This is a genomic window from Mangrovivirga cuniculi (assembly GCF_005166025.1).
Lineage (GTDB): Bacteria > Bacteroidota > Bacteroidia > Cytophagales > Cyclobacteriaceae > Mangrovivirga > Mangrovivirga cuniculi.
In genome coordinates this window covers 3827290-3847012 of sequence record NZ_CP028923.1, presented here as the reverse complement: position 1 = coordinate 3847012, position 19723 = coordinate 3827290, and the positions used below count along the sequence as shown (strand labels likewise).

15 protein-coding genes and 2 pseudogenes are annotated in these 19723 nt (G+C 38.9%); 14 read left to right on the top strand and 3 right to left on the bottom strand.

The genetic code is table 11. From position 1 onward, the window contains the following. Nucleotides 1–65: 65 nt before the first annotated feature. Nucleotides 66–842 (bottom strand): SAM hydrolase/SAM-dependent halogenase family protein, encoded by a 777-nt coding sequence (locus DCC35_RS16850; protein WP_137091908.1) that lies wholly within the window; start codon nt 840–842, stop codon nt 66–68. Between the two features lie 92 nt (nt 843–934). On the opposite strand from DCC35_RS16850, the gene DCC35_RS16845 reads away from it, so the two are divergent. The 14 genes and pseudogenes from DCC35_RS16845 to DCC35_RS16780 all read left to right on the top strand — a co-directional run bounded on the left by DCC35_RS16845 (nt 935) and on the right by DCC35_RS16780 (nt 16230). Continuing rightward, nucleotides 935–1912: a PhoH family protein gene (locus DCC35_RS16845; RefSeq protein ID WP_137091907.1), complete on the top strand. Its 978-nt coding sequence runs from the start codon at nt 935–937 to the stop codon at nt 1910–1912. Then, the gene (locus DCC35_RS16840) at nt 1909–2346 is read left to right on the top strand and encodes a GNAT family N-acetyltransferase (protein WP_137091906.1); all 438 of its coding nucleotides are present in this window, start codon (nt 1909–1911) and stop codon (nt 2344–2346) included. The genes DCC35_RS16845 and DCC35_RS16840 overlap by 4 nt, the downstream gene beginning before the upstream one ends. Before the next feature lie 46 nt (nt 2347–2392). Beyond that, the gene (locus tag DCC35_RS16835; RefSeq protein WP_137091905.1) at nt 2393–4402 is read left to right on the top strand and encodes a ComEC/Rec2 family competence protein; all 2010 of its coding nucleotides are present in this window, start codon (nt 2393–2395) and stop codon (nt 4400–4402) included. Beyond that, a pseudogene (locus tag DCC35_RS22150) lies at nt 4399–5171 on the top strand (enoyl-CoA hydratase/isomerase family protein). The gene DCC35_RS16835 and the pseudogene DCC35_RS22150 overlap by 4 nt, the downstream one beginning before the upstream one ends. Beyond that, on the top strand, nt 5172–7088 hold the full coding sequence (locus tag DCC35_RS16825) for a RecQ family ATP-dependent DNA helicase (protein ID WP_137091904.1): 1917 nt from the start codon (nt 5172–5174) through the stop codon (nt 7086–7088). Nucleotides 7089–7565: 477 nt separating this feature from the next. Continuing rightward, a complete protein-coding gene (locus DCC35_RS16820) occupies nt 7566–8195 on the top strand; it encodes a GNAT family N-acetyltransferase (protein WP_137091903.1) in 630 nt (209 codons plus the stop codon). A 56-nt stretch (nt 8196–8251) separates the two neighbouring features. Next, nucleotides 8252–9452, top strand: a pseudogene (locus DCC35_RS16815) (argininosuccinate synthase). Then, entirely contained in the window at nt 9445–10425 is a 981-nt protein-coding gene (argC, locus tag DCC35_RS16810; protein ID WP_137091902.1) for an N-acetyl-gamma-glutamyl-phosphate reductase, read from the top strand. Before DCC35_RS16815 ends, argC begins: the two are co-directional and overlap by 8 nt. 44 nt (nt 10426–10469) lie before the next feature. Next, entirely contained in the window at nt 10470–11633 is a 1164-nt protein-coding gene (locus DCC35_RS16805) for an aspartate aminotransferase family protein (protein ID WP_137091901.1), read from the top strand. Further along, nucleotides 11608–12588, top strand: a complete 981-nt coding sequence (locus DCC35_RS16800; protein ID WP_137091900.1) for an N-acetylornithine carbamoyltransferase — start codon at nt 11608–11610, stop codon at nt 12586–12588. Before DCC35_RS16805 ends, DCC35_RS16800 begins: the two co-directional genes overlap by 26 nt. After that, nucleotides 12560–13345, top strand: a complete 786-nt coding sequence (gene argB / locus DCC35_RS16795; RefSeq protein WP_137091899.1) for an acetylglutamate kinase — start codon at nt 12560–12562, stop codon at nt 13343–13345. Before DCC35_RS16800 ends, argB begins: the two co-directional genes overlap by 29 nt. Before the next feature lie 2 nt (nt 13346–13347). Further along, complete coding sequence (locus DCC35_RS16790) at nt 13348–14448, top strand: M20 family metallo-hydrolase (RefSeq protein ID WP_137091898.1); 1101 nt, start codon at nt 13348–13350, stop codon at nt 14446–14448. Further along, nucleotides 14448–15740 carry an argininosuccinate lyase gene (argH, locus tag DCC35_RS16785; protein WP_137091897.1) on the top strand — a complete coding sequence of 431 codons (1293 nt, stop codon included), beginning with the start codon at nt 14448–14450 and terminating at the stop codon, nt 15738–15740. Before DCC35_RS16790 ends, argH begins: the two co-directional genes overlap by 1 nt. A gap of 103 nt (nt 15741–15843) precedes the next feature. Beyond that, the gene (locus tag DCC35_RS16780; protein WP_137091896.1) at nt 15844–16230 is read left to right on the top strand and encodes a 6-phosphogluconate dehydrogenase; all 387 of its coding nucleotides are present in this window, start codon (nt 15844–15846) and stop codon (nt 16228–16230) included. Nucleotides 16231–16303: 73 nt separating this feature from the next. Here the strand turns inward: DCC35_RS16780 and DCC35_RS21345 are convergent, their stop codons facing one another. Together DCC35_RS21345 and DCC35_RS16775 are read right to left on the bottom strand one after the other, a co-directional pair. Next, nucleotides 16304–17065, bottom strand: a complete 762-nt coding sequence (locus DCC35_RS21345; protein ID WP_246070065.1) for a hypothetical protein — start codon at nt 17063–17065, stop codon at nt 16304–16306. Nucleotides 17066–17073: 8 nt separating this feature from the next. Further along, nucleotides 17074–19602, bottom strand: a complete 2529-nt coding sequence (locus DCC35_RS16775; protein WP_246070063.1) for a WD40/YVTN/BNR-like repeat-containing protein — start codon at nt 19600–19602, stop codon at nt 17074–17076. Nucleotides 19603–19723: the final 121 nt, after the last annotated feature.

The following is a 19723-nucleotide window of genomic DNA, read 5'->3' as shown; positions in this document are numbered from 1 at the left end:
GCTTCTAAAAAAATGAATTAATTTTCAAATGCTAGCAATGTATGGTTTATGAGGTAAACCGATTTCTAAGGGGTGGATTCATCGAAAATGATGTTCACCGGACTATCAAAATCAAGGCCCAGAAGTTCGGAAGCATTTCCCTGAGAGATGCCAATCTCCATTACACCATCGCTGTTAAACAAGGTAAAGCATTCTCCGGGCTCAACTTCATTGTAATTTTTAAAAATTTTATTGTGTTTTTCCCTGCCAAAAATAATTGTGAAACCCCTTTCCTTAGTAAGGATATCAAAGTCCTGTTTGAGGATATTTGTCACAAGGTTACCAAAATGGTCCACATGTATGACATGTCCCTGAATTTGCTTTTTTGTAGCGCGGGATGTCCTGTTAAGTAGTTTTCTCATCTCTGGCTTACGTGGTCCCAAATTATGTATTGTTTCTCCACTGGCTAATCTGGCAGCAGCTTCGGCCAAAGCAACCTTTTCAGGGAAAGTCTGATCTGCTTTATTTGCTAATTCTACCACACCCATCGAAGCATGGTCAGAGAGCAAACTAAATAATCCATTATCCCTACCGACAAAATAATGTTCTTCCAGCTTGACTGCAATAAATTCACCATCGCCTTCCTGACCTCCGGCAACACAGACCAGGTGAACACTACCAGCAGGAAATTCTCTAAAAACATTTTTCAGTAGGTATGAACAATGAATAAGGTTATGTTTTCTCACAGAATGAGAGATGTCAATGATCTGTAAACCCGGATTTACACGAAGCATTTTAGCCTTTACGGCTGCAACGTAATGATCAGTGTTACCGAAATCTGACAGAAAAGTGACTATTGCCATACGAGGGTTTAAATTATTGATTAATTTTGTTGTGGCAAAACTAAAAATTTTTACCTAGTATTCAGTATTGAACTATATAAATTGAAAATCATTTGGTAGAAAAAACTATTACGCTTGAAAATGTCTCCCTTATTGACTTTCTGGGAGTCGATAATTCAAATATAAATGAAGTCGCAGCAGCTTTTCCGAAAAGCAAGATAATATCTCGCGGTAATGAAATAAAGATCAAAGGACATACTTCAGAAATATTAAGGATAAATGATATCCTTAATGCGCTGGTGGCCCACTATCATAAATATGGTAAGGTAACGTCTGACAATGTTCGCGTGTACATTCAGAAGGAAGAAGAAAATGTCGCTGCAGCAGCAACTGACGGAGTTGTAATATATGGTACCAAAGGATTTAAAGTCACGCCTAAAACCAAAAATCAGAAGGTTTTAGTAGATAAGATCGTGGATAATGATATGATCTTTGCCATTGGTCCGGCGGGTACAGGTAAAACCTATATCTCTGTTGCTCTTGCTGTCAGAGCATTAAAAAATAAAGAAGTAAAAAAAATAATTATAACCCGACCTGCTGTAGAGGCCGGAGAAAATCTTGGGTTTTTACCGGGTGACCTAAAGGAAAAAATAGATCCTTATTTAAGACCTATTTATGATGCCCTTGATGACATGCTTCCTTCAGAAAAGCTGACATATTACCTGGAGAATCGGGTAATAGAAATTGCACCACTGGCATATATGAGGGGTCGGACACTAAATAATGCTTTTATTCTGCTTGATGAGGCACAAAACACCACTACCATGCAGATGAAAATGTTTCTGACCAGGATGGGGCCTAATTCCAAGCTTATCATTAATGGGGACCGTTCTCAGGTAGACCTTCCTAAAAATCAGCGATCAGGCTTGCTGGAGGCTATGTCAATTCTCAAGAATGTAAAAGGTATCGAATTTGTTTACTTTGATGGAGGTGATGTGATCAGGCATAAACTTGTTAGAAGTATTATTGATGCCTACGATAAAGCTTTCGAAAAGAAAAAATCGGAAACAGAAAAGAAAACTGAAAAATGATCGAAGTAAAACGCGTTTCAGAAGATCGTCATTTAGACCAGGTATTTGCAATCAGAAGAAAAGTTTTTGTTGAGGAACAAAACGTTGAGCCTGATGATGAGTTTGATGAATTTGAAGATTCAAGCAGGCATTTTCTGGCATTTTATGATGGTAAACCTTGTGGCACTGCCAGGTGGAGGTTCACTTCAAATGGTATCAAACTGGAGCGTTTTGCTGTACTTGAAGAATATCGTGGTCATAAAGTAGGGCATCATCTTGTTGAAGAAGTACTTCAGGATATTATGAAAACACCAGAGGCAGAAGGGAAGCAACTTTACCTTCATGCCCAATTACCCGCAGTTTCACTTTATAGTAGATTTGGGTTTGCTAAAGAAGGCGACCAATTCGAAGAATGCGATATCATGCACTATAAAATGACTAAACCATCTTTTTAAACGGCTATTTTTTCATTCTAATATATTAGCTTATTAATTTTCAGGCGTGAATATAAATTTGCGCTTTCAACCTTTCTTTAAATACTTTTTAACATTAATAACCGGTATTATACTGGAAAGATCCGGGATCTACTCTGTCGGTGTTGAGGATTTTCTTTACCTGGTTTTACTGGTATTTCTAATTGGTTTTGTACCTAAATTCAGTTTTACTACAGGGGTTAAAATCCGGTTAATCTCTTTGGCTGGGTTAGGAATTATTTTTTTAACGGGCATGTTTGTTTCCTCAGAAACCCGAACTCAGTTACGCAAAATTGAGGGTGACGGACATGTCGTCAAAATTGAATCCATCACTAAAGAAAATACAGCGAAAATTGAGGCTTCTGCATTGGTAATGAGCGATCCTGCTTCGTCCAGGATAAAATTAAACATCGAAAAACAAGCGGCGTCTAACCGATTTTATTCCGGTGACCTACTCAAAGTTAAAGGACGGGTTTTTATGCCTGACAAAATGATGATTCCCGGAGTATTTGACTATCAGCAATATTTATTAAATGAAGGTTTTACGGGCCTATTATATCTTAAAAGTCATGAGGTAGAATTGATTGAAAGGAGAGAAGGATTAATCTATTCTATCAAAAATAGAATTTACAGTTTAAGATATGATATCAGGCAGGCTATTCAGAACGAATTAGGTTTACAAAGAGAAGATTCCAGGGCCATAATCAATGCACTGTCACTTGGTGACCGGTCTGAACTTGATGATAGACTGGAAAAGCAATACGCTACATTAGGCTTACTTCATGTTTTGGCTGTTTCCGGAATGCATGTTGGCTTAGTTTTTATGTTGTTGATTTGGCTTTATAAATTAATAGCTTCTTTTAAAGATAAGATTCCATTTTTTCGACTGACTTTAATTATTATCGGAATATTTGTTTTATGGAGTTATGCTTTACTAAGTGGATCTGCTCCTTCGGTTTGTCGTGCAGCATTTATGTTTACTCTAATATGGGTAGGAAAATGCCTCGATAAGAACTATTCTGTAATAAACAGTATTTTCGCATCGGCTTTTTTCTTATGCCTTTTCGATCCGGCGAATCTCTTTAGACTTTCTTTTCAATTATCCTATGCTGCTGTTCTGGGTATTGTATTATTGTACCCCCGATTAAACAGCCTTTATGGAAGCCAGTTTAACTGGTTGAATAATATTTTTAAATTGATAAATGTTAGTTTGGCTGCCCAGATCGCAACCTTCCCATTGATGCTTTATCATTTTGGCTACTGGTCTCCATTGTCATTACTCATTAATATTCCTATGGCCATTTTGATACCTTTATATTTATATGGAGGCTGGATAATGGTTATTCTATGGAAATTAAATGTCAAAATTGATGTACTCTCAGGTATTGTCGATTGGCTGATTAGTTACCAGCACCGGGTGATGGATTCTTTATCAGATTTAGATTGGATTCTTTATTTTCCAAAACCTTCTGTTTACGAATTTGGGATATTTTCAATTGGGATTCTGTTGTTAGTAAATTGTATAGCCGAAAAATCAAAGAAGATCACAACTGCGATTTCTATTCTTCTTTTAACAGGCTTAGTTTTTTCGAGAATAATTTTCGGGCTTCAGAATAATACCAACCCTTTGCAACTTGTCAGACTTCAGGATGAAGTTTTGTTGATTAATTGCAAGAATGGAATCGCAGACCGATTGGATTCCGGAAAAGAAAGTCTTACTGGATTTAAAAAGGGCATCCTTGATGGATTACATAGATATAATAATGGGGAAGGCGAGATAAAAATCAGAGATAGTAAGGAGGATGCGAATAAGAATTTGATACTGAATGTTAATGAAGAGGGAACCATGAAATCATATTTGATATTATTTAATGATCAAAATGATGATTTTTTGAAAGAAAGGTTTATTAATTCTATCGATGCAATTATATTAATCGGTAACCAAAGTTTAATTTCGGAAAAGGAAATCACTGGTAAGGAAAAAAGAATAAAGCGATTAACTTTGAGTGAATATCACTCATTAACCCTATCTAAATGAAAACAATAGTTACTAATATTGAAGGACGTACCGGAGTAATTACTTTAAACAGACCTGAAAAGCGAAATGCGCTAAACCAGGAATTGGTTTCAGAATTAAAAGGACAGCTTTTAGCCTGGGAGGATGAGACTTCGGTAAAAACTGTAGTAATAAAGGGGAGCGGGAAGGCTTTTTGTGCAGGTGCAGACCTGGCCTACCTTCAGGACCTTCAAACAAATACTTTTGAAGAAAATCTTGCTGATTCTAATCACCTGAAAGAACTTTTTTACATGATCTATGATTATCCAAAAACAATCATAGCATGTGTTCAGGGACACGCAATTGCCGGGGATGTGGCCTGGCCAATGTATGTGATTTTACTTTTTCTGTTCCGGAAGCAAAGTTTGGCTATACAGAGGTGAAGATCGGATTCGTTCCTGCTATGGTTTTGGTTTTTCTTCTCAGAAAAATAGGAGAGGCTAAAGCTAAAGAATTATTATTAAGTGGAGATCTGATTTCAGCAGAGGAGGCAGCCAATATAGGGATAGTTAATAAAGTTATTGATGCTGAAGATCTGGAAGATTACGTGATGTCTTTTGCTGAAAAATTAAATACAACTAATTCCGGGGATTCGATTTCCATAACTAAAAAGATGATTCACAAGGTTCAGAATCTTTCTCTTGACGAAGCCCTAAACTATGCTTCAGAGATGAATGCAAAAGCAAGAGCTACTGACGATTGTAAAAAAGGAATTAGTTCATTTTTAAATAAAGAACCTTTAACCTGGTAGATGACTCCAGAAGAGATACTTCGTAAATACTGGGGATATAATGATTTCCGGCCCAAACAGCGGGAGATCATTTCTTCCGCATTGTTTGGTAAAGATGTGCTTGCTCTATTACCAACAGGGGGTGGTAAGTCTGTATGTTATCAGATACCTGCACTTTTATTACCGGGATTGACCGTTGTAGTATCTCCTCTAATAGCATTGATGAAAGATCAGGTTCAGGCTTTGAAAAGCCGTGGAATACCTGCGGCATCGATTCAATCATCGATGTCATCGAGAGAAGTTGATATCACATTGGAAAATGCCGTTCAGGGAGCTGTTAAGATTTTATACGTTTCTCCAGAACGGTTACATACGAAGTTATTTATTGAGAGAATGAAAAGAACTGATGTTTCTCTTCTCGCAATTGATGAAGCACACTGCATCTCTCAATGGGGTCATGACTTCAGGCCTTCCTACCTGCAGATAAAGGATTTTTTTGAGTATGTCGATCGTTGTCCGGTTATTGCGGTTACAGCCACAGCCACTGAAAAAGTCAGGGATGAGATCATCGATTTACTTGAATTGGATAACCCGGATCTTTATATGGGTTCTTTTGCCCGGACCAACCTGTCATTGTCAATCAGGGAGGTAGAAAATAAAGATAAAAAACTAGAGGAGATCATAAAAAAGATTCCCGGGTCGTCTATCGTTTACGCTAACAGTCGAAAGCAAACCGGGGCAATCGCCCGATACCTGGTTAATCATAATGTAACAGCCAATTATTACCATGCTGGATTAAAAAATGATGACCGTACTGCCCGGCAGGATGACTGGCTCAATGACCGGATTAGAATAATTGCTGCGACAAATGCCTTCGGAATGGGTATCGATAAGCCGGATGTCCGGTCTGTGATCCATTATGATATGCCTACCGTCCTGGAAGGATATTACCAGGAAGCGGGTCGGGCAGGAAGAGACGGAAAACAATCATTTGCAGTATTGCTGGTATATTCCAACGAAACTGAGCAGGTCATGAAACGCTTTGAAGCAATGTTTCCCGATTTGCCATATATTAAAAAGGTATATCAGTCTATTGCCAATTTTTATAAACTAGCTATCGGATCTGCTGAATTTGAAAGCTATGATATAGATCTGACGAGATTTTGCGATACCTATTCGCTCGATGTAATCAAAACATTTAAGGTCCTTGAGTTATTGTCGGAATATGGATTGATGGAATTAAATACTGCCTTTCATACTCCTTCCAAAGTTAAGTTTGAGGTCAGTCATGAAGAGATGTATAAATTCATGATCGCTAATTCAGCTTACGAAAAGTTACTGAAGACCATTCTTAGAATGTATGGAGGAGAGATTTATTCACAGGTAATGGTGATTGATGAATATAAGGTAGCTAAAGCAGCAGCAGTTCCGGCGAGGGAAATTCATAATTTACTCCTGAAGCTGGAAGATCGCGACTACATATATTATGTACCTAAAAATGATAATCCAAAAATTACATTCTTAACTCCTAGATTGGATATTGAGAAAATACCAATTACCAAAACAATGCTTCAAAATCAGAAAAGCATTGAAAAAGAAAAGATACAGTCAGTAATAGATTATGTGCAATTAACTGAAGGGTGCAGGATGCAATACCTTCAGCAATATTTTGGAGAACAGGGAACAGAACCTTGTGGAAAGTGTGATTTATGTATAAAGAAAAAACAACAGGAAAAATCCAGGGATCAACAGAGCAAAAGTCTTGAAAAAGATATACTTGAAATAATTTCCTTAAATCCGAAAACAACAGATGAAATCGTTGAGATTTTTCCTGATATAGATAAAAAAACGCTGGAAATTTTGATCAGGCAACTAATTGACTGGGATAAGATCAGAATGGATCATGAAGGGGTGTTGAGTTTGTCAAATTCTGCATAAAACAGTTTTACCCAACTTTTCTTCTGAAAATGGTATTTTTAAGGGATAATATTTTGGGTTTTGATAGTAAAGCATTATAATATTTACATTTTTCGTATTGTATTTTGCTAATTTTTTAATTTATTTTAGTAAGAAATTTAAATTTTTATCAAAAAGCAAAACTTTTTGTTTTCTATTACGATTATAATAATACAAGTTCACGAATGCGAGAAAGTAATTGCTTTATTAAAAGTATTTACTTTATTTTGAACAACTGATGAATATTAACGGAACATATAGCAAATCATTCTTCGCGACATACACTCCTGTCGTGCTTCCGTTATTTTATGCAATCAGATCTAGGAGGCCCCTAGCGGGCACTATCTGATATAGTTGGGTTACGTACCCGGCTCTCCTCGTTATATTGACGCATTCAGTCAAAAATTTTCAAAAGAAAAACCAAAGTTTAATTAAACTAAACTATTTATCTATACTAAGATGGAAACAAAAGTTGCAGTAGCAGGTGAAGAGCACTTGCAGTACGCATCACACATCTGTAAACTTATTGAGAAAGCTGCTAAAAAGAGAGGCACGGGTATCGCAAAACGTCATCCTCTCCAGATTCAAAGAAAGATGATGGAGGGTTTAGCTGTTATTGCGCTAGTTGGAGAAGAGCTTGCAGGATTCTGTTATGTTCAATCTTATGAAACAGCAAATTTTGCATCCAATTCCGCATTGATCGTAAATCCTAAGTTTCGTGGTCGAGGTGTAGCAAAGCTTGTGAAACAAAAAGCATTTGACCTTGCTCGCGAAAAATATCCGAAAGCTAAAATTTTTGGTATTACTACCAGTTTGCCTGTCTTAAAGATCAATTCTGATCTTGGATACAAGCCGGTTACATTCAATAAGCTCCCACAAACCGACGAGTTCTGGGATGGTTGTAAACAATGTAAAAATCACGACGTTCTAATGAGAACCGGTCGTAAGCATTGTCTGTGCACAGGAATGGTTTTTGATCCTGAAGAGCAAAAATCTACCCTTGCAAATGTTGAAGTTCCTAAAATCAAGAAAGGACTTTCAGATATGAAGAATTTTTTCAGGCGTAGCCCTAAGCCCGCTACTGTTTAATAATCTGAAAAATTCATTCACTATCCTACGGTTGAAGGTTAAACCGTATCCTAAAAATGGAAAATAAAAAAATAGTTTTGGCTTTCAGTGGAGGACTGGATACGTCCTACTGTGTCAAATATTTATCTGAAGTTAAAGGGCTTGAAGTTCATTCGGCATTTGTACATACAGGAGGATTTTCTAAAAGTGAAATTGAAGAAATCGAACAAAACGCCTACCAACTAGGTGTTAAATCACATAAGACTTTAGAGAAGACAGAAGAGTTTTACCAGAAAGCAATTAAGTTTTTGCTTTTTGGTAATGTTCTTCGTAATAATACTTACCCACTATCCGTTAGTGCAGAACGCGCTTTTCAGGCGAAAGCTATCGTGGAATATGCACAGCTGATCAATGCTGGTAAAGTAGCCCATGGTTCTACAGGAGCTGGTAATGATCAGGTGAGATTTGATCTGATGATCAACGTTCTTGCGCCTGAAATTGAGATTGTTACACCAATAAGAGATCAAAAACTCAGTCGAAAAGATGAAATTGAATTTCTGAAATCTCATGGTGTGGAAAAAGAATGGTCGAAAGCTCAGTATTCTGTTAATAAAGGATTATGGGGACATCTGTAGGAGGTGCTGAAACACTTACTTCAGACAAACCATTACCGGAGTCTGCCTGGCCAACACAAATTACAAAAACTGAGACGGTAGACATTACTCTACAATTTGAAAAGGGCGAGTGTGTTGCTCTAAACGGAGAAATATTACCGCCTACACAATTAATTTTAAGCTTCAGGAATTAGCTGCTCCATTTGGAATTGGCAGGGATGTCCATGTCGGTGATACGATTATCGGAATCAAAGGACGTGTCGGTTTTGAAGCAGCTGCTTCAATGATCCTAATCAAAGCTCATCATTTGCTGGAGAAACATACGCTTTCAAAATGGCAGATGCAGTGGAAATCGCAATTGGGTGACTGGTACGGGATGATGTTACACGAAGCTCAATATCTGGAGCCGGTAATGAGAAATATTGAAGGTTTTCTTGAAAGTACACAGAGTTCAGTAACCGGTAAGGTGTTTATTACCCTTTATCCTTATCGATTTCAATTAAATGGTGTCGAAAGTCAATTTGATATCATGCAGTCGGACGCAGGTCAGTACGGCGAAATGAATAACGCCTGGTCTGGTGAAGACGTTAAAGGGTTTACAAAGATATTATCGAACGCATCTAAATTATACTATAAAGTTAACAAACTAGAGAAAAATGCTTAAAACAGGAATAATAGGAGGAGCAGGATATACAGCAGGTGAATTGATCAGATTACTTATCAATCACCCTGAAGTGGAGATCAAATTTATTCACAGTAACAGTCAGGCCGGTAAGCCGGTATGGTCGATCCACCAGGATTTGATCGGAGAAATTAATATTGACTTTACTAATGAGTTGAGCAATGATGTAGATCTCGTATTTCTATGTATGGGTCATGGTGCCTCAGAAAAATTTCTCAAAGAAAAAGGATTATCAGAAAATATTAAAATAGTAGACCTAAGCAGGGATTTCAGACTTAAACCGGAGAATACCTGGAATGGAAAAGAATTCGTTTATGGTCTGCCGGAAAAGAATAAACATCTGATTAAAGAAGCTCATGCAATTGCTAACCCTGGTTGTTTTGCTACTGCAATTCAATTGGCGCTTTTACCAGCTGCTTCTGTAGGTGCATTTAAAGATGAAGAGGCTCACGTTCACGCGGTAACCGGATCTACCGGTGCAGGTCAAAAGCCTACAAATACTTCACATTTTAGCTGGAGAAACAACAACCTTTCAGTTTACAAGGCCTTTACTCACCAGCATCTTGGAGAGATCGAACAACAGATGAACGAGGTGCAGGGACAGGATGTAAAAGGAATCAACTTTGTGCCAATGAGAGGAGATTTTACTAGAGGAATCTTTGCAACTGTTTACTTTAAAAGTGATATGAGTGAAGAAGAAGCGCAGGAATTATATGAAAATTTCTATGCTGACGCTGCTTTTACTCATGTTTCAAAAGATCCTGTTCACTTAAAACAGGTGGTAAACAGTAATAAGGGAGTAGTAAAAGTTGAAAAGCACGGAGATAAGATCATGGTCACTTCAATGATCGACAACCTGTTAAAAGGTGCTTCCGGTCAGGCAGTTCAAAATATGAACCTGATGATGGGATGGCCAGAGAAATTAGGTCTCGGTCTTAAACCAGTATCCTTTTAATTAACGAGTGTTTATTTCAATATAAAAACAAAAAACTTAAGAAAATGGAATTATTTGATGTCTACCCGCTATTTGATATTACACCTGTAAAAGGCGAGGGGACTTGGATATACGACGATAAAGGAAATAAATACATGGATTTCTATGGAGGTCATGCAGTGATCTCTATAGGGCATAGCCATCCACATTACGTGGATAGAATAAAATCTCAGGCTGAGAAATTGATTTTTTATTCTAACTCAGTACAAAATCCTATTCAGAAGGAGCTTGCTAAAAAGCTTGGTGAGTTGAGTGGAATGGAAGATTATCAACTGTTCCTGTGTAATTCAGGAGCGGAAGCAAATGAAAATGCGATCAAACTAGCTTCTTTTCATACGAAGAGAAAGAAGGTAGTCGCTTTACATAAAGGGTTTCATGGTCGTACCAGTGCTGCTGTTGCTGCAACTGATAACCCAAAGATCGTAGCTCCGGTAAATGCTAACCATGAAGTGGAACATTTGCCAATGGATGATATATCCGCTTTAGAGAATACTTTAAAGAATGAAGATGTTGCAGCGTTGATCATCGAAGGTATTCAGGGTGTGGCAGGTTGCTACATGCCTGAAAAAAGTTACCTGAAAAAAGCTGAAGAGCTTTGTAAGAAGTATGGAACCATGCTGATCATGGATGAAGTACAGGCCGGTTACGGACGAAGTGGTAAATTCTTTTCTTTCCAGTTATCTGATGTCAATCCTGACATAGTAACAATGGCAAAGGGTATGGGTAATGGATTCCCTGTTGGTGGAATTCTGATTGCTCCTCATATCGAACCCTGGAAAGGAATGCTGGGAACTACCTTTGGTGGAAATCACCTGGCAAGTACTGCTGCATTGGCAGTTTTGGAAGTGATTGAAAAAGCAGACCTTCTCAATAAAGTAACAGAAAAAGGTGAGTGGCTGATTGATCAGCTAAAAGACCTGTCTGGTGTTAAGGAAATACGTGGTGCCGGTCTGATGATCGGATTAGAGTTCAACTACCCGGTAGCTGAGCTCAGGAAAAGCTTGTTGAAAGATTTCCGAGTTTTCACCGGTTCATCCGGTAACCCAAACACACTGCGTTTATTGCCGCCTTTAAACGTGAGCCAGGAGGAAATGCAGTTGTTTGTGGATACAATCAAACAAGCAATTTCCAAATTAGAAGAAAATGAAACAATTCACCTCAATTCATGATGTAGAAAATGTAGAAGCCCTGATCGAAAAGGCATTGTTCTTTAAACAAAACCCGATTCACAGTTACCTTGGAGAAAGAAAGGTTTTGGGAATGGTGTTTTTTAATCCGAGCCTTCGTACCAGGATGAGCACACAGAAGGCTGCTTATAATCTTGGGATGGATGTTATTGCTTTGAATGCCGGAGCAGATGGCTGGGCCATCGAAACGAAAGACGGGGTAATAATGGATGGTGATAAACCCGAACATATTAATGAAGCGGTTCAGATAATGAGTAGCTATTGCGATTTACTGGCAGTGAGAACTTTTGCCGGATTGCAAAACCGACTGGCGGATTATTCTGAAGCGATTCTGACAAAATTTATACAATTGTCCAAAGTTCCGATATTAAGCCTGGAGAGCGCAACATTGCATCCTCTACAGTCGCTGACGGATATGATGACGATCAGGGAGCTGGATATCAAAAAGCCTAAAGTTGTGTTAACATGGGCTCCTCATCCCAAAGCTCTGCCGCAGGCTGTGCCCAACTCTTTTCTGCAATGGGTGACAAAATCCGATGCAGAAGTAGTGGTGACACATCCTGAAGGATATGAACTGGATATTCAGTTTTCACAAGACTGCAAGATCGAATACGATCAGAATAAGGCTCTGGAAGGTGCTGATATAGTTTATGCTAAAAACTGGTCTTCTTATTCAGCTTATGGTCATATTCTTTCTACCGATCGTTCATGGACTGTTACAAAAGAAAAAATGGCGTTGACTAACAATGCCTCATTTATGCACTGCCTGCCACTGCGAAGGAATATGATTGCAACTGATGAGGTTGTTAATGATTCGGTGGTAATTAACCAGGCTGGAAACAGAGTCTGGGCGGCACAGGCTGTATTAAATGAATTATTGAATTACGAAAAGGAGAATCAAAATATAAATGAGCAAGGAAGATTTGCATATCGTTAAGATAGGTGGAAACATAACAGGAAGCCCGGATAAACTCGCTGATTTTTTAGCGCGATTCCACAAACTTGAAGGTAAAAAAATAATTGTTCACGGAGGTGGACGCCAGGCAACTGCCTTATCAGAAAAGCTGGGAATTAAAGCAAAAATGCACGAAGGCAGACGTATTACTGATGATGAGGCTATTGATGTAGCTGTTCAGGTCTATGCAGGACTGGTTAACAAAAAAATTGTTGCTCAGCTTCAGTCTTTAGGAACTAATGCTGTTGGATTAACAGGTGCAGATATGAACCTGATTAAATGTAGCATCAGACCTAAAGATCCGATCGATTTCGGTTGGGTAGGAGATATCGAAGCTGATTCTGTAAATGTTGAGCAATTAGATAAACTATTAAATACCGGGGCTGTACCGGTATTTTGTGCTATCACTCATGACGGAAATGGTAATCTTTTAAATACCAATGCTGATACCATTGCCTCTGCTCTTTCAGCCGGGATGGCACAGAAATATTCAGGAGTTGAATTAACCTATTGTTTTGAAATGCCGGGAGTGATGAGGGATATTAAAGACCCGAATTCCCTGATCAGGGAAATAGATCCGACTCTTTACGATCAGCTCAAAAAAGATGAAGTAGTAAAAGACGGGATGATCCCGAAACTCGATAATGCTTTTGATGCAATAGAATCGGGAGTGTCAAAAGTACATATTCAGGAGGCTTCAACTTTAGGGACCGAATCAGGAACAACATTGATCAAATAAACATGATTGCAGATAAACAGATAGAAATAAACAAAGAAAGACTAAGTAAACTTCAAGACGAAGCGATTGAAACACTTAAAAAGCTCATTTCTAAGCAGAGTTTTTCAGGTGAGGAAGCAGAAACTGCTATAATTCTGGAAGATTGGTTGAAACAATATGGTTTCACACCAAACAGGCAACACAATAATGTGTGGGCTACCTCACCGGAATTTGATGAGTCTAAAACAACTATATTATTAAATTCCCATCACGATACAGTACTACCAAATGAAGGCTATACAAAAGATCCTTTTTCTCCAATTGTAGAAGATGGGACGCTTTACGGTCTTGGAAGTAATGATGCCGGAGGTCCTTTGGTGAGTTTACTTGCGACATTTTTGTACTTTTCTCAGGAGGGGGATGTTCCCTTTAATTTGATCTTTGCAGGTACGGGAGAAGAAGAAACTTCAGGACCACACGGATTGAACAACCTGATTCCTGAATTACCGAATTTTGATTATGCTATTGTGGGTGAGCCAACTCAAATGGAAATGGCTACTGCCGAAAAAGGACTTATCGTACTGGAATGTACTGCCAAAGGAGTTTCAGGACATGCAGCCAGGGATGTTGGTGACAATGCGATCTATAAAGCAATGGAAGATATTAACTGGTTCAAGACCTATGAATTTGGAAACGATTCTCCAAAGGTAGGACCAGTGAAGATGACAGTTACTGTAATCAATGCCGGAACTCAGCACAATGTTGTGCCGGATACATGCGATTTTACTGTCGATATCAGAACGACAGATAAAGTGTCTAATGAGGAAGTGATGAAAGTGGTAAAAGAAAACATCAAATCTGATATCAAAGAAGCTTCTACACGATTGAGACCATCAGGTATTTCTGATGATCACCCAATAGTAAAGGCAGCAAAAGATCTCGATATTGTCACTTTTGGATCACCAACGATGTCTGACCAGGCTATGATTGAAGGACCCTCGGTGAAAATGGGACCTGGTGATTCAAAGCGATCTCATACTGCGGATGAGTACATCAAGCTCGATGAGATCAAACATGGAATCAAAACGTATATAACCCTGCTCAAGCAGGTTGAGCATAACTAATGAATAGTAAAAATAAACTTTGGTCAAAAGGAAAGCCCCTGTCTGAAAAGATAGAGGCTTTTACTATTGGTAGAGACCTGGAATTTGATAAGATCCTGGCCAAATATGATGTTATCGGTTCAAAAGCTCATGCTAAGATGCTTGCTCAGACCGGATTGATCTATAAAAAAGAAGGTGATGATCTGGTAAAAGAACTCGATGAAATATTTAAAACCGTTACCAGGGAAGATTTTGAAATTCCTGCCGGATTTGAAGATATTCATTCATGGGTGGAAGCTGAACTGACGGCTAAACTTGGTGATACAGGTAAAAAGATCCATACTGCCCGATCTAGAAATGACCAGGTATTGACCGACCTTCATCTCTATTGCAAAGAGTCTCTGTCAGAGTTAATTGACCAGGTTAAAAATATTGCCCTGTTATTATTAAAACAGGGGCAAAAATATAATGACACGATCATACCGGGATATACCCATCTACAGGTGGCAATGCCTTCATCCGGAGGGATGTGGTTTTCTGCTTATGCCGAGGCACTTGCCGATGATTTGATCATACTGAAAGCCGCATACGAAGTAGCAGATCAAAATCCACTGGGTTCAGCTGCGGGGTATGGATCATCATTTCCTATCGATCGACAGATTACAACCGATGAAATGGGGTTTGCTTCAATGAAGGTAAATAGTTTTGCTGCCCAGTTGAATCGTGGAAAGCTTGAAAAGACGATCACGAATGCTATCTCTTCTGTTGCTCAGACATTGGGAAGGTTCGCAATGGATGTTTGTCTTTACAATAGTCAAAACTTTGGTTTTCTGACTTTGCCGGATGAACTTACAACCGGTAGCAGTATTATGCCCCATAAAAAGAATCCGGATGTTTTTGAGTTGATTCGCGGAAAGTGCAATCTTCTTCAGGGTATTCCATTCCAGGTTACTTCCTTAATGAATAACCTGCCCGGAGGTTATCATCGCGAGTTTCAATTATTAAAGGAACTATTATTTCCGGCATTTACAGATATTAATTCAATTCTTGATATTCTTGAATTTGCAGTGCCTCAGATCAAACTTCAGGGTCCCGATACCGAAGAAGAGAAATACAAACTAATGTATACCGTCGAGGCAGTAAATGCTGAAGTACTAAAAGGAAAGCCTTTCAGGGAAGCATATCGCATCGTTGGTGAAAAGGTTGAATCCGGAGAATTTAAAGTAAAACCGGGAGAGCAGAAATATACTCACATTGGTAGCATAGGTAATCCGGGATTTGAAGAGATTCAAAAAAAGATTGACAGGATATAACCAGGACCTTATAAAAAAATAAAAATTCCTTGTTCCATTAATTACTTTAAATTTTTCTCTTTAACTTATTAGAGTTTTTATCAGTTGATAAGCTTATAGATTTATGGAAAAATTTAAGAAGATCTTAAAGTGGACGATCGGAATTATTATTGTCGGAGGGCTGGCGATATTTTTGTTTTTTAATTACGCCAGTTACAGTTCCGGTTACCGGGTGGGGACACCGATCAAATTAAGTAAAAAAGGCATGGTAATCAAAACCTGGGAAGGGGAGATGAACATCGGTGGACTGACCAGTTCATCGGAAGGAGTAATGCCAACCACCTGGGAATTTTCTATTCATGGAAGTGATAAAGGAGTAAGAGAAAACTTAAATGAGGCGATAGACAAAGGCCAACGGGTAAAATTACATTATAAAGAAAAATATGTCCGCTTTTTCTGGCAGGGAGACACTAAATATTTTGTTTATGAGGTCGAGCCTGTGACCAAGTAATTTTAATTAGAAGGAAATAAAAAAGGCTATTTGCGTTTTATTGCAAATAGCCTTTTTTACTTTTTTAAAAGTCTTAATCTATCCCCTCAATATAAGGAGCTCCGGCTTCGGTCAGTTCACCAGCCAGGCTTTTGACAGCTGAATTAACTTCGCTGATTTCCTGTTCTATTTCTGCCAGATCACTTTCGATGATATCCATGGTTTGCTTATGTGTTTCTGTAGGTCCATAGGTCGAGTGACTCACTCCTTTATAAAGGGCAAACATGCGGTCACCGATGGTTGGTTTTGTTTTTTCACCTACTTCAAGTTTTGCAGCATTACCCTGAACCATAGTATTGAGATCGTTTAACTCTGTTACTAATTCCTGATACTTCTTATCAAATGTGCCTGGTTCTGCCTGTGACTTTGCTATCGCTCTTTCTATGGCTTTAACCTGCTTATTTAATGCATTAAGCTGTAAACCGATTGCAGTTGTTCTCTTTATCTTATCCTCATAATTTCTTAAGAATTGAGACAACTCATCATGGCTTGCCCCTTCAAGAGCTCCCTCTCTTAATTCGACTACTTCAAATTCTACAGGTTCGGATAAGACGGTTGTTTCTCCATCGATCACTTTAGATAGAGTAACGGTATATTTTCCCGGAGGGGCTAAAAGACCATCAAATTCAAGATCATTTTCAGGTTCTTCAGGCTTTTCCAGTGTGATCGATTCCGGAGCCGGATATCGCAGATCCCACGCTACGCGATGGAACCCTTCGTCTGTGCTTCCGGCAATGCGCTTGATTACATTTCCGCTCATATCTTTTACAGTAAGCCATACTTTTAGATCCGGCATTGTCTTTTCTAAAGCCAGTTCTTCATAACCAGGAAAAGGTATGTCCTGGTCAGACCCGGTAACTTTTTCTCAGCCTCCTGTCTTTTTTCTTCTTTTGTTTTGTATTCGTCTTTTAGGTAATAAGTGAATACTGCTCCAAATTCGGGGTTAGGAGCGGTGTAGTGAGCTGCACCCATTGATCCTTTTTCTTCATTAAACCCTAATACTGATCTTGGAACATACCACCAGGCCTTTCTGGTAGGAAATAAAACAGCTTCCTCTTCCAGGCTACTTTGAGATACATCTCTTAGCATTGTGTAATCATCTAATACGAAAAACCCTCTTCCAAAAGAGGCTCCAACAAGGTCGTTTTCTCTCCTTTGAATGGCCAGGTCTCTGAAAGAAATAGTAGGGAGGCTCTCGAACTTTATCCAGTTCGATCCGCCATCTACGGTGAAATAAATACCGAATTCAGTAGCAGCAAACATCAAATTCTTTTCTTCATGATCCTGTACTAATCTCCAGACTAATGTGTTATCGGGAATATTCCCGCTTATTGAAGCCCATGTTCTACCTTTATCAGTGCTTTTGACAAGATAAGGACTGAAATCACCGTATTTATGATTATCCAAAGCCACATAAACAGTGCTCTCATCATAAAGATCAGCTTTAATGTCATTTACAAAGGCAGTTGATGGAACTCCGGGAATCGAACCGACCTCTATTTTTCGCCAGTTTTCACCACTATCTTCAGTCACCTGGATCAATCCATCATCTGTTCCGGCATAAATTACACCCTTTGTTACCGGTGATTCTGCCAGTGAAGTGATGGTATTATAGTTTGACATTGCGAGGAAATCCCATGAATTGTCCCAGCTTTGCTTTTTACCCATGATGGGTAGTTCTATCCTGTTCTGATTTCTTGTTAGATCACGGGAGATAGCTGTCCATGAATCTCCTCTGTTATCTGATTTCCAAACTCTGTAGGAACCAAAGAAGATGGTCGTTGGATTATGAGGACTAACCAGGATAGGAGCATCCCAGTTAAAACGTTCGTGCGGCTCGTTTTCACCGGGTTGAGGTTGAATGTCCGTTGCTTCACCGGTGATCATATCCACTCTTGAAAGATTTCCTTCCTGTCTTTCGGCGTAAATAATATCCGGATTGCCCGGCTCTGTTGCTGGTTGATGGCCATCCCAGTTTAGTACTACTTTCCAGTCTGAGTTTTGAATGCCGTGGTAATTATCTGTTCTGGAAGGGCCTCCCTGGGTGGAATTGTCCTGGGTTCCGCCATAAATATTATAAAATGGTTCTGCATCATCCAGCGCTACTTTATAATACTGTGTTACGGGCAGATTTTTAACAAATTTCCAGTTTTCTCCCAGATCAAAAGATTCATAAAGACCACCATCAGTACCTACTAGAAGGTAATTAGGATCATCTTTTTTAAATGCTATAGCATGATTATCTCCGTGCTTATGCTTGTTGTTTAATCGTTTAAATGTTTTGCCATGGTCAGTCGAGTATTGCATCCAGGCATCGACCAGATATAATCTGCCGGGTTGATGAGGTGAAGTATACAGTTCCTGATAATAATGAGGTCCTGTCGCACCTGCAACTGCATCTGATTGTTTGGTCCAGGTCTCCCCGCGATCAGAAGACATATAAACTCCTCCGGTTCTGCGCTTTAGTTCTATTGCCGCATAGATTACATCCGGATTTTCATAAGACATCGCAAGACCTGTTTTTCCCATGTTTTCTTCCGGCAGACCTGAGGTTAGTTCTTTCCATGTTTCGCCTCCATCAGTACTTTTATGAAGGCCGGTTCCTGGTCCGCCGCCCATATAAGCCGCCACTGTTCTGTGCCTGTCCCATGTGGCAGCATATAATAGGTCAGGATTTCGAGGATCGATCAATATGTCGGTTACTCCTGTCCACTCACTTCCACCAAGTGTTTTATTCCAGGTTTTACCACCATCTGTTGATTTATATAAACCGCGTTCGCCACCTTTACTCCAAAGTGGACCCTGAGCAGCAACCCAGATGATATCAGAGTTTATAGGGTGGATGATGATTTTAGAAATGTGTTCTGAGTTTTTTAAACCCATGTTTTGCCAGGATTGCCCTCCATCAGAACTTTTATAGATTCCATCACCATAACCGGCATGTCTTCCTCCAATATTTTCACCGGTTCCTACCCAAACTACATTGGGGTTAGAAGGGTCTATAGTCACACATCCGATGGAGTAGGAAGATTGATCGTCAAAGACTGGTTTCCATGTTGTGCCGGCATTGGTTGTTTTCCAGACACCGCCTGAGCCAACTCCTACGATCCAGGTACTTTCATCTTCCGGGTGAATAGCGATATCAGCAATCCTTCCGGACATAAAAGCAGGGCCAATGTTTCTGAATTTAATACCGGAAAATGTGGAGTCGGTTAATTTTGTTGGAGTTGAGTTGCTCGCATTGCTCTTTTTTCTTCTTTGAGCGTTAACAAACGATAATGAAAAGACCATCAGGATGATTATAATAATGGTCGTTAATTTATTGTTGATCATATATTTATTGAGTAAAAGGTATGAAATGAAAATAATACTCAGTTGTTTGTAATCAAAATAATTTGATCAATAGAATTGAAAATCGAAAATTAGCTCTGGGTATTAACCGGAAATAAAAGAA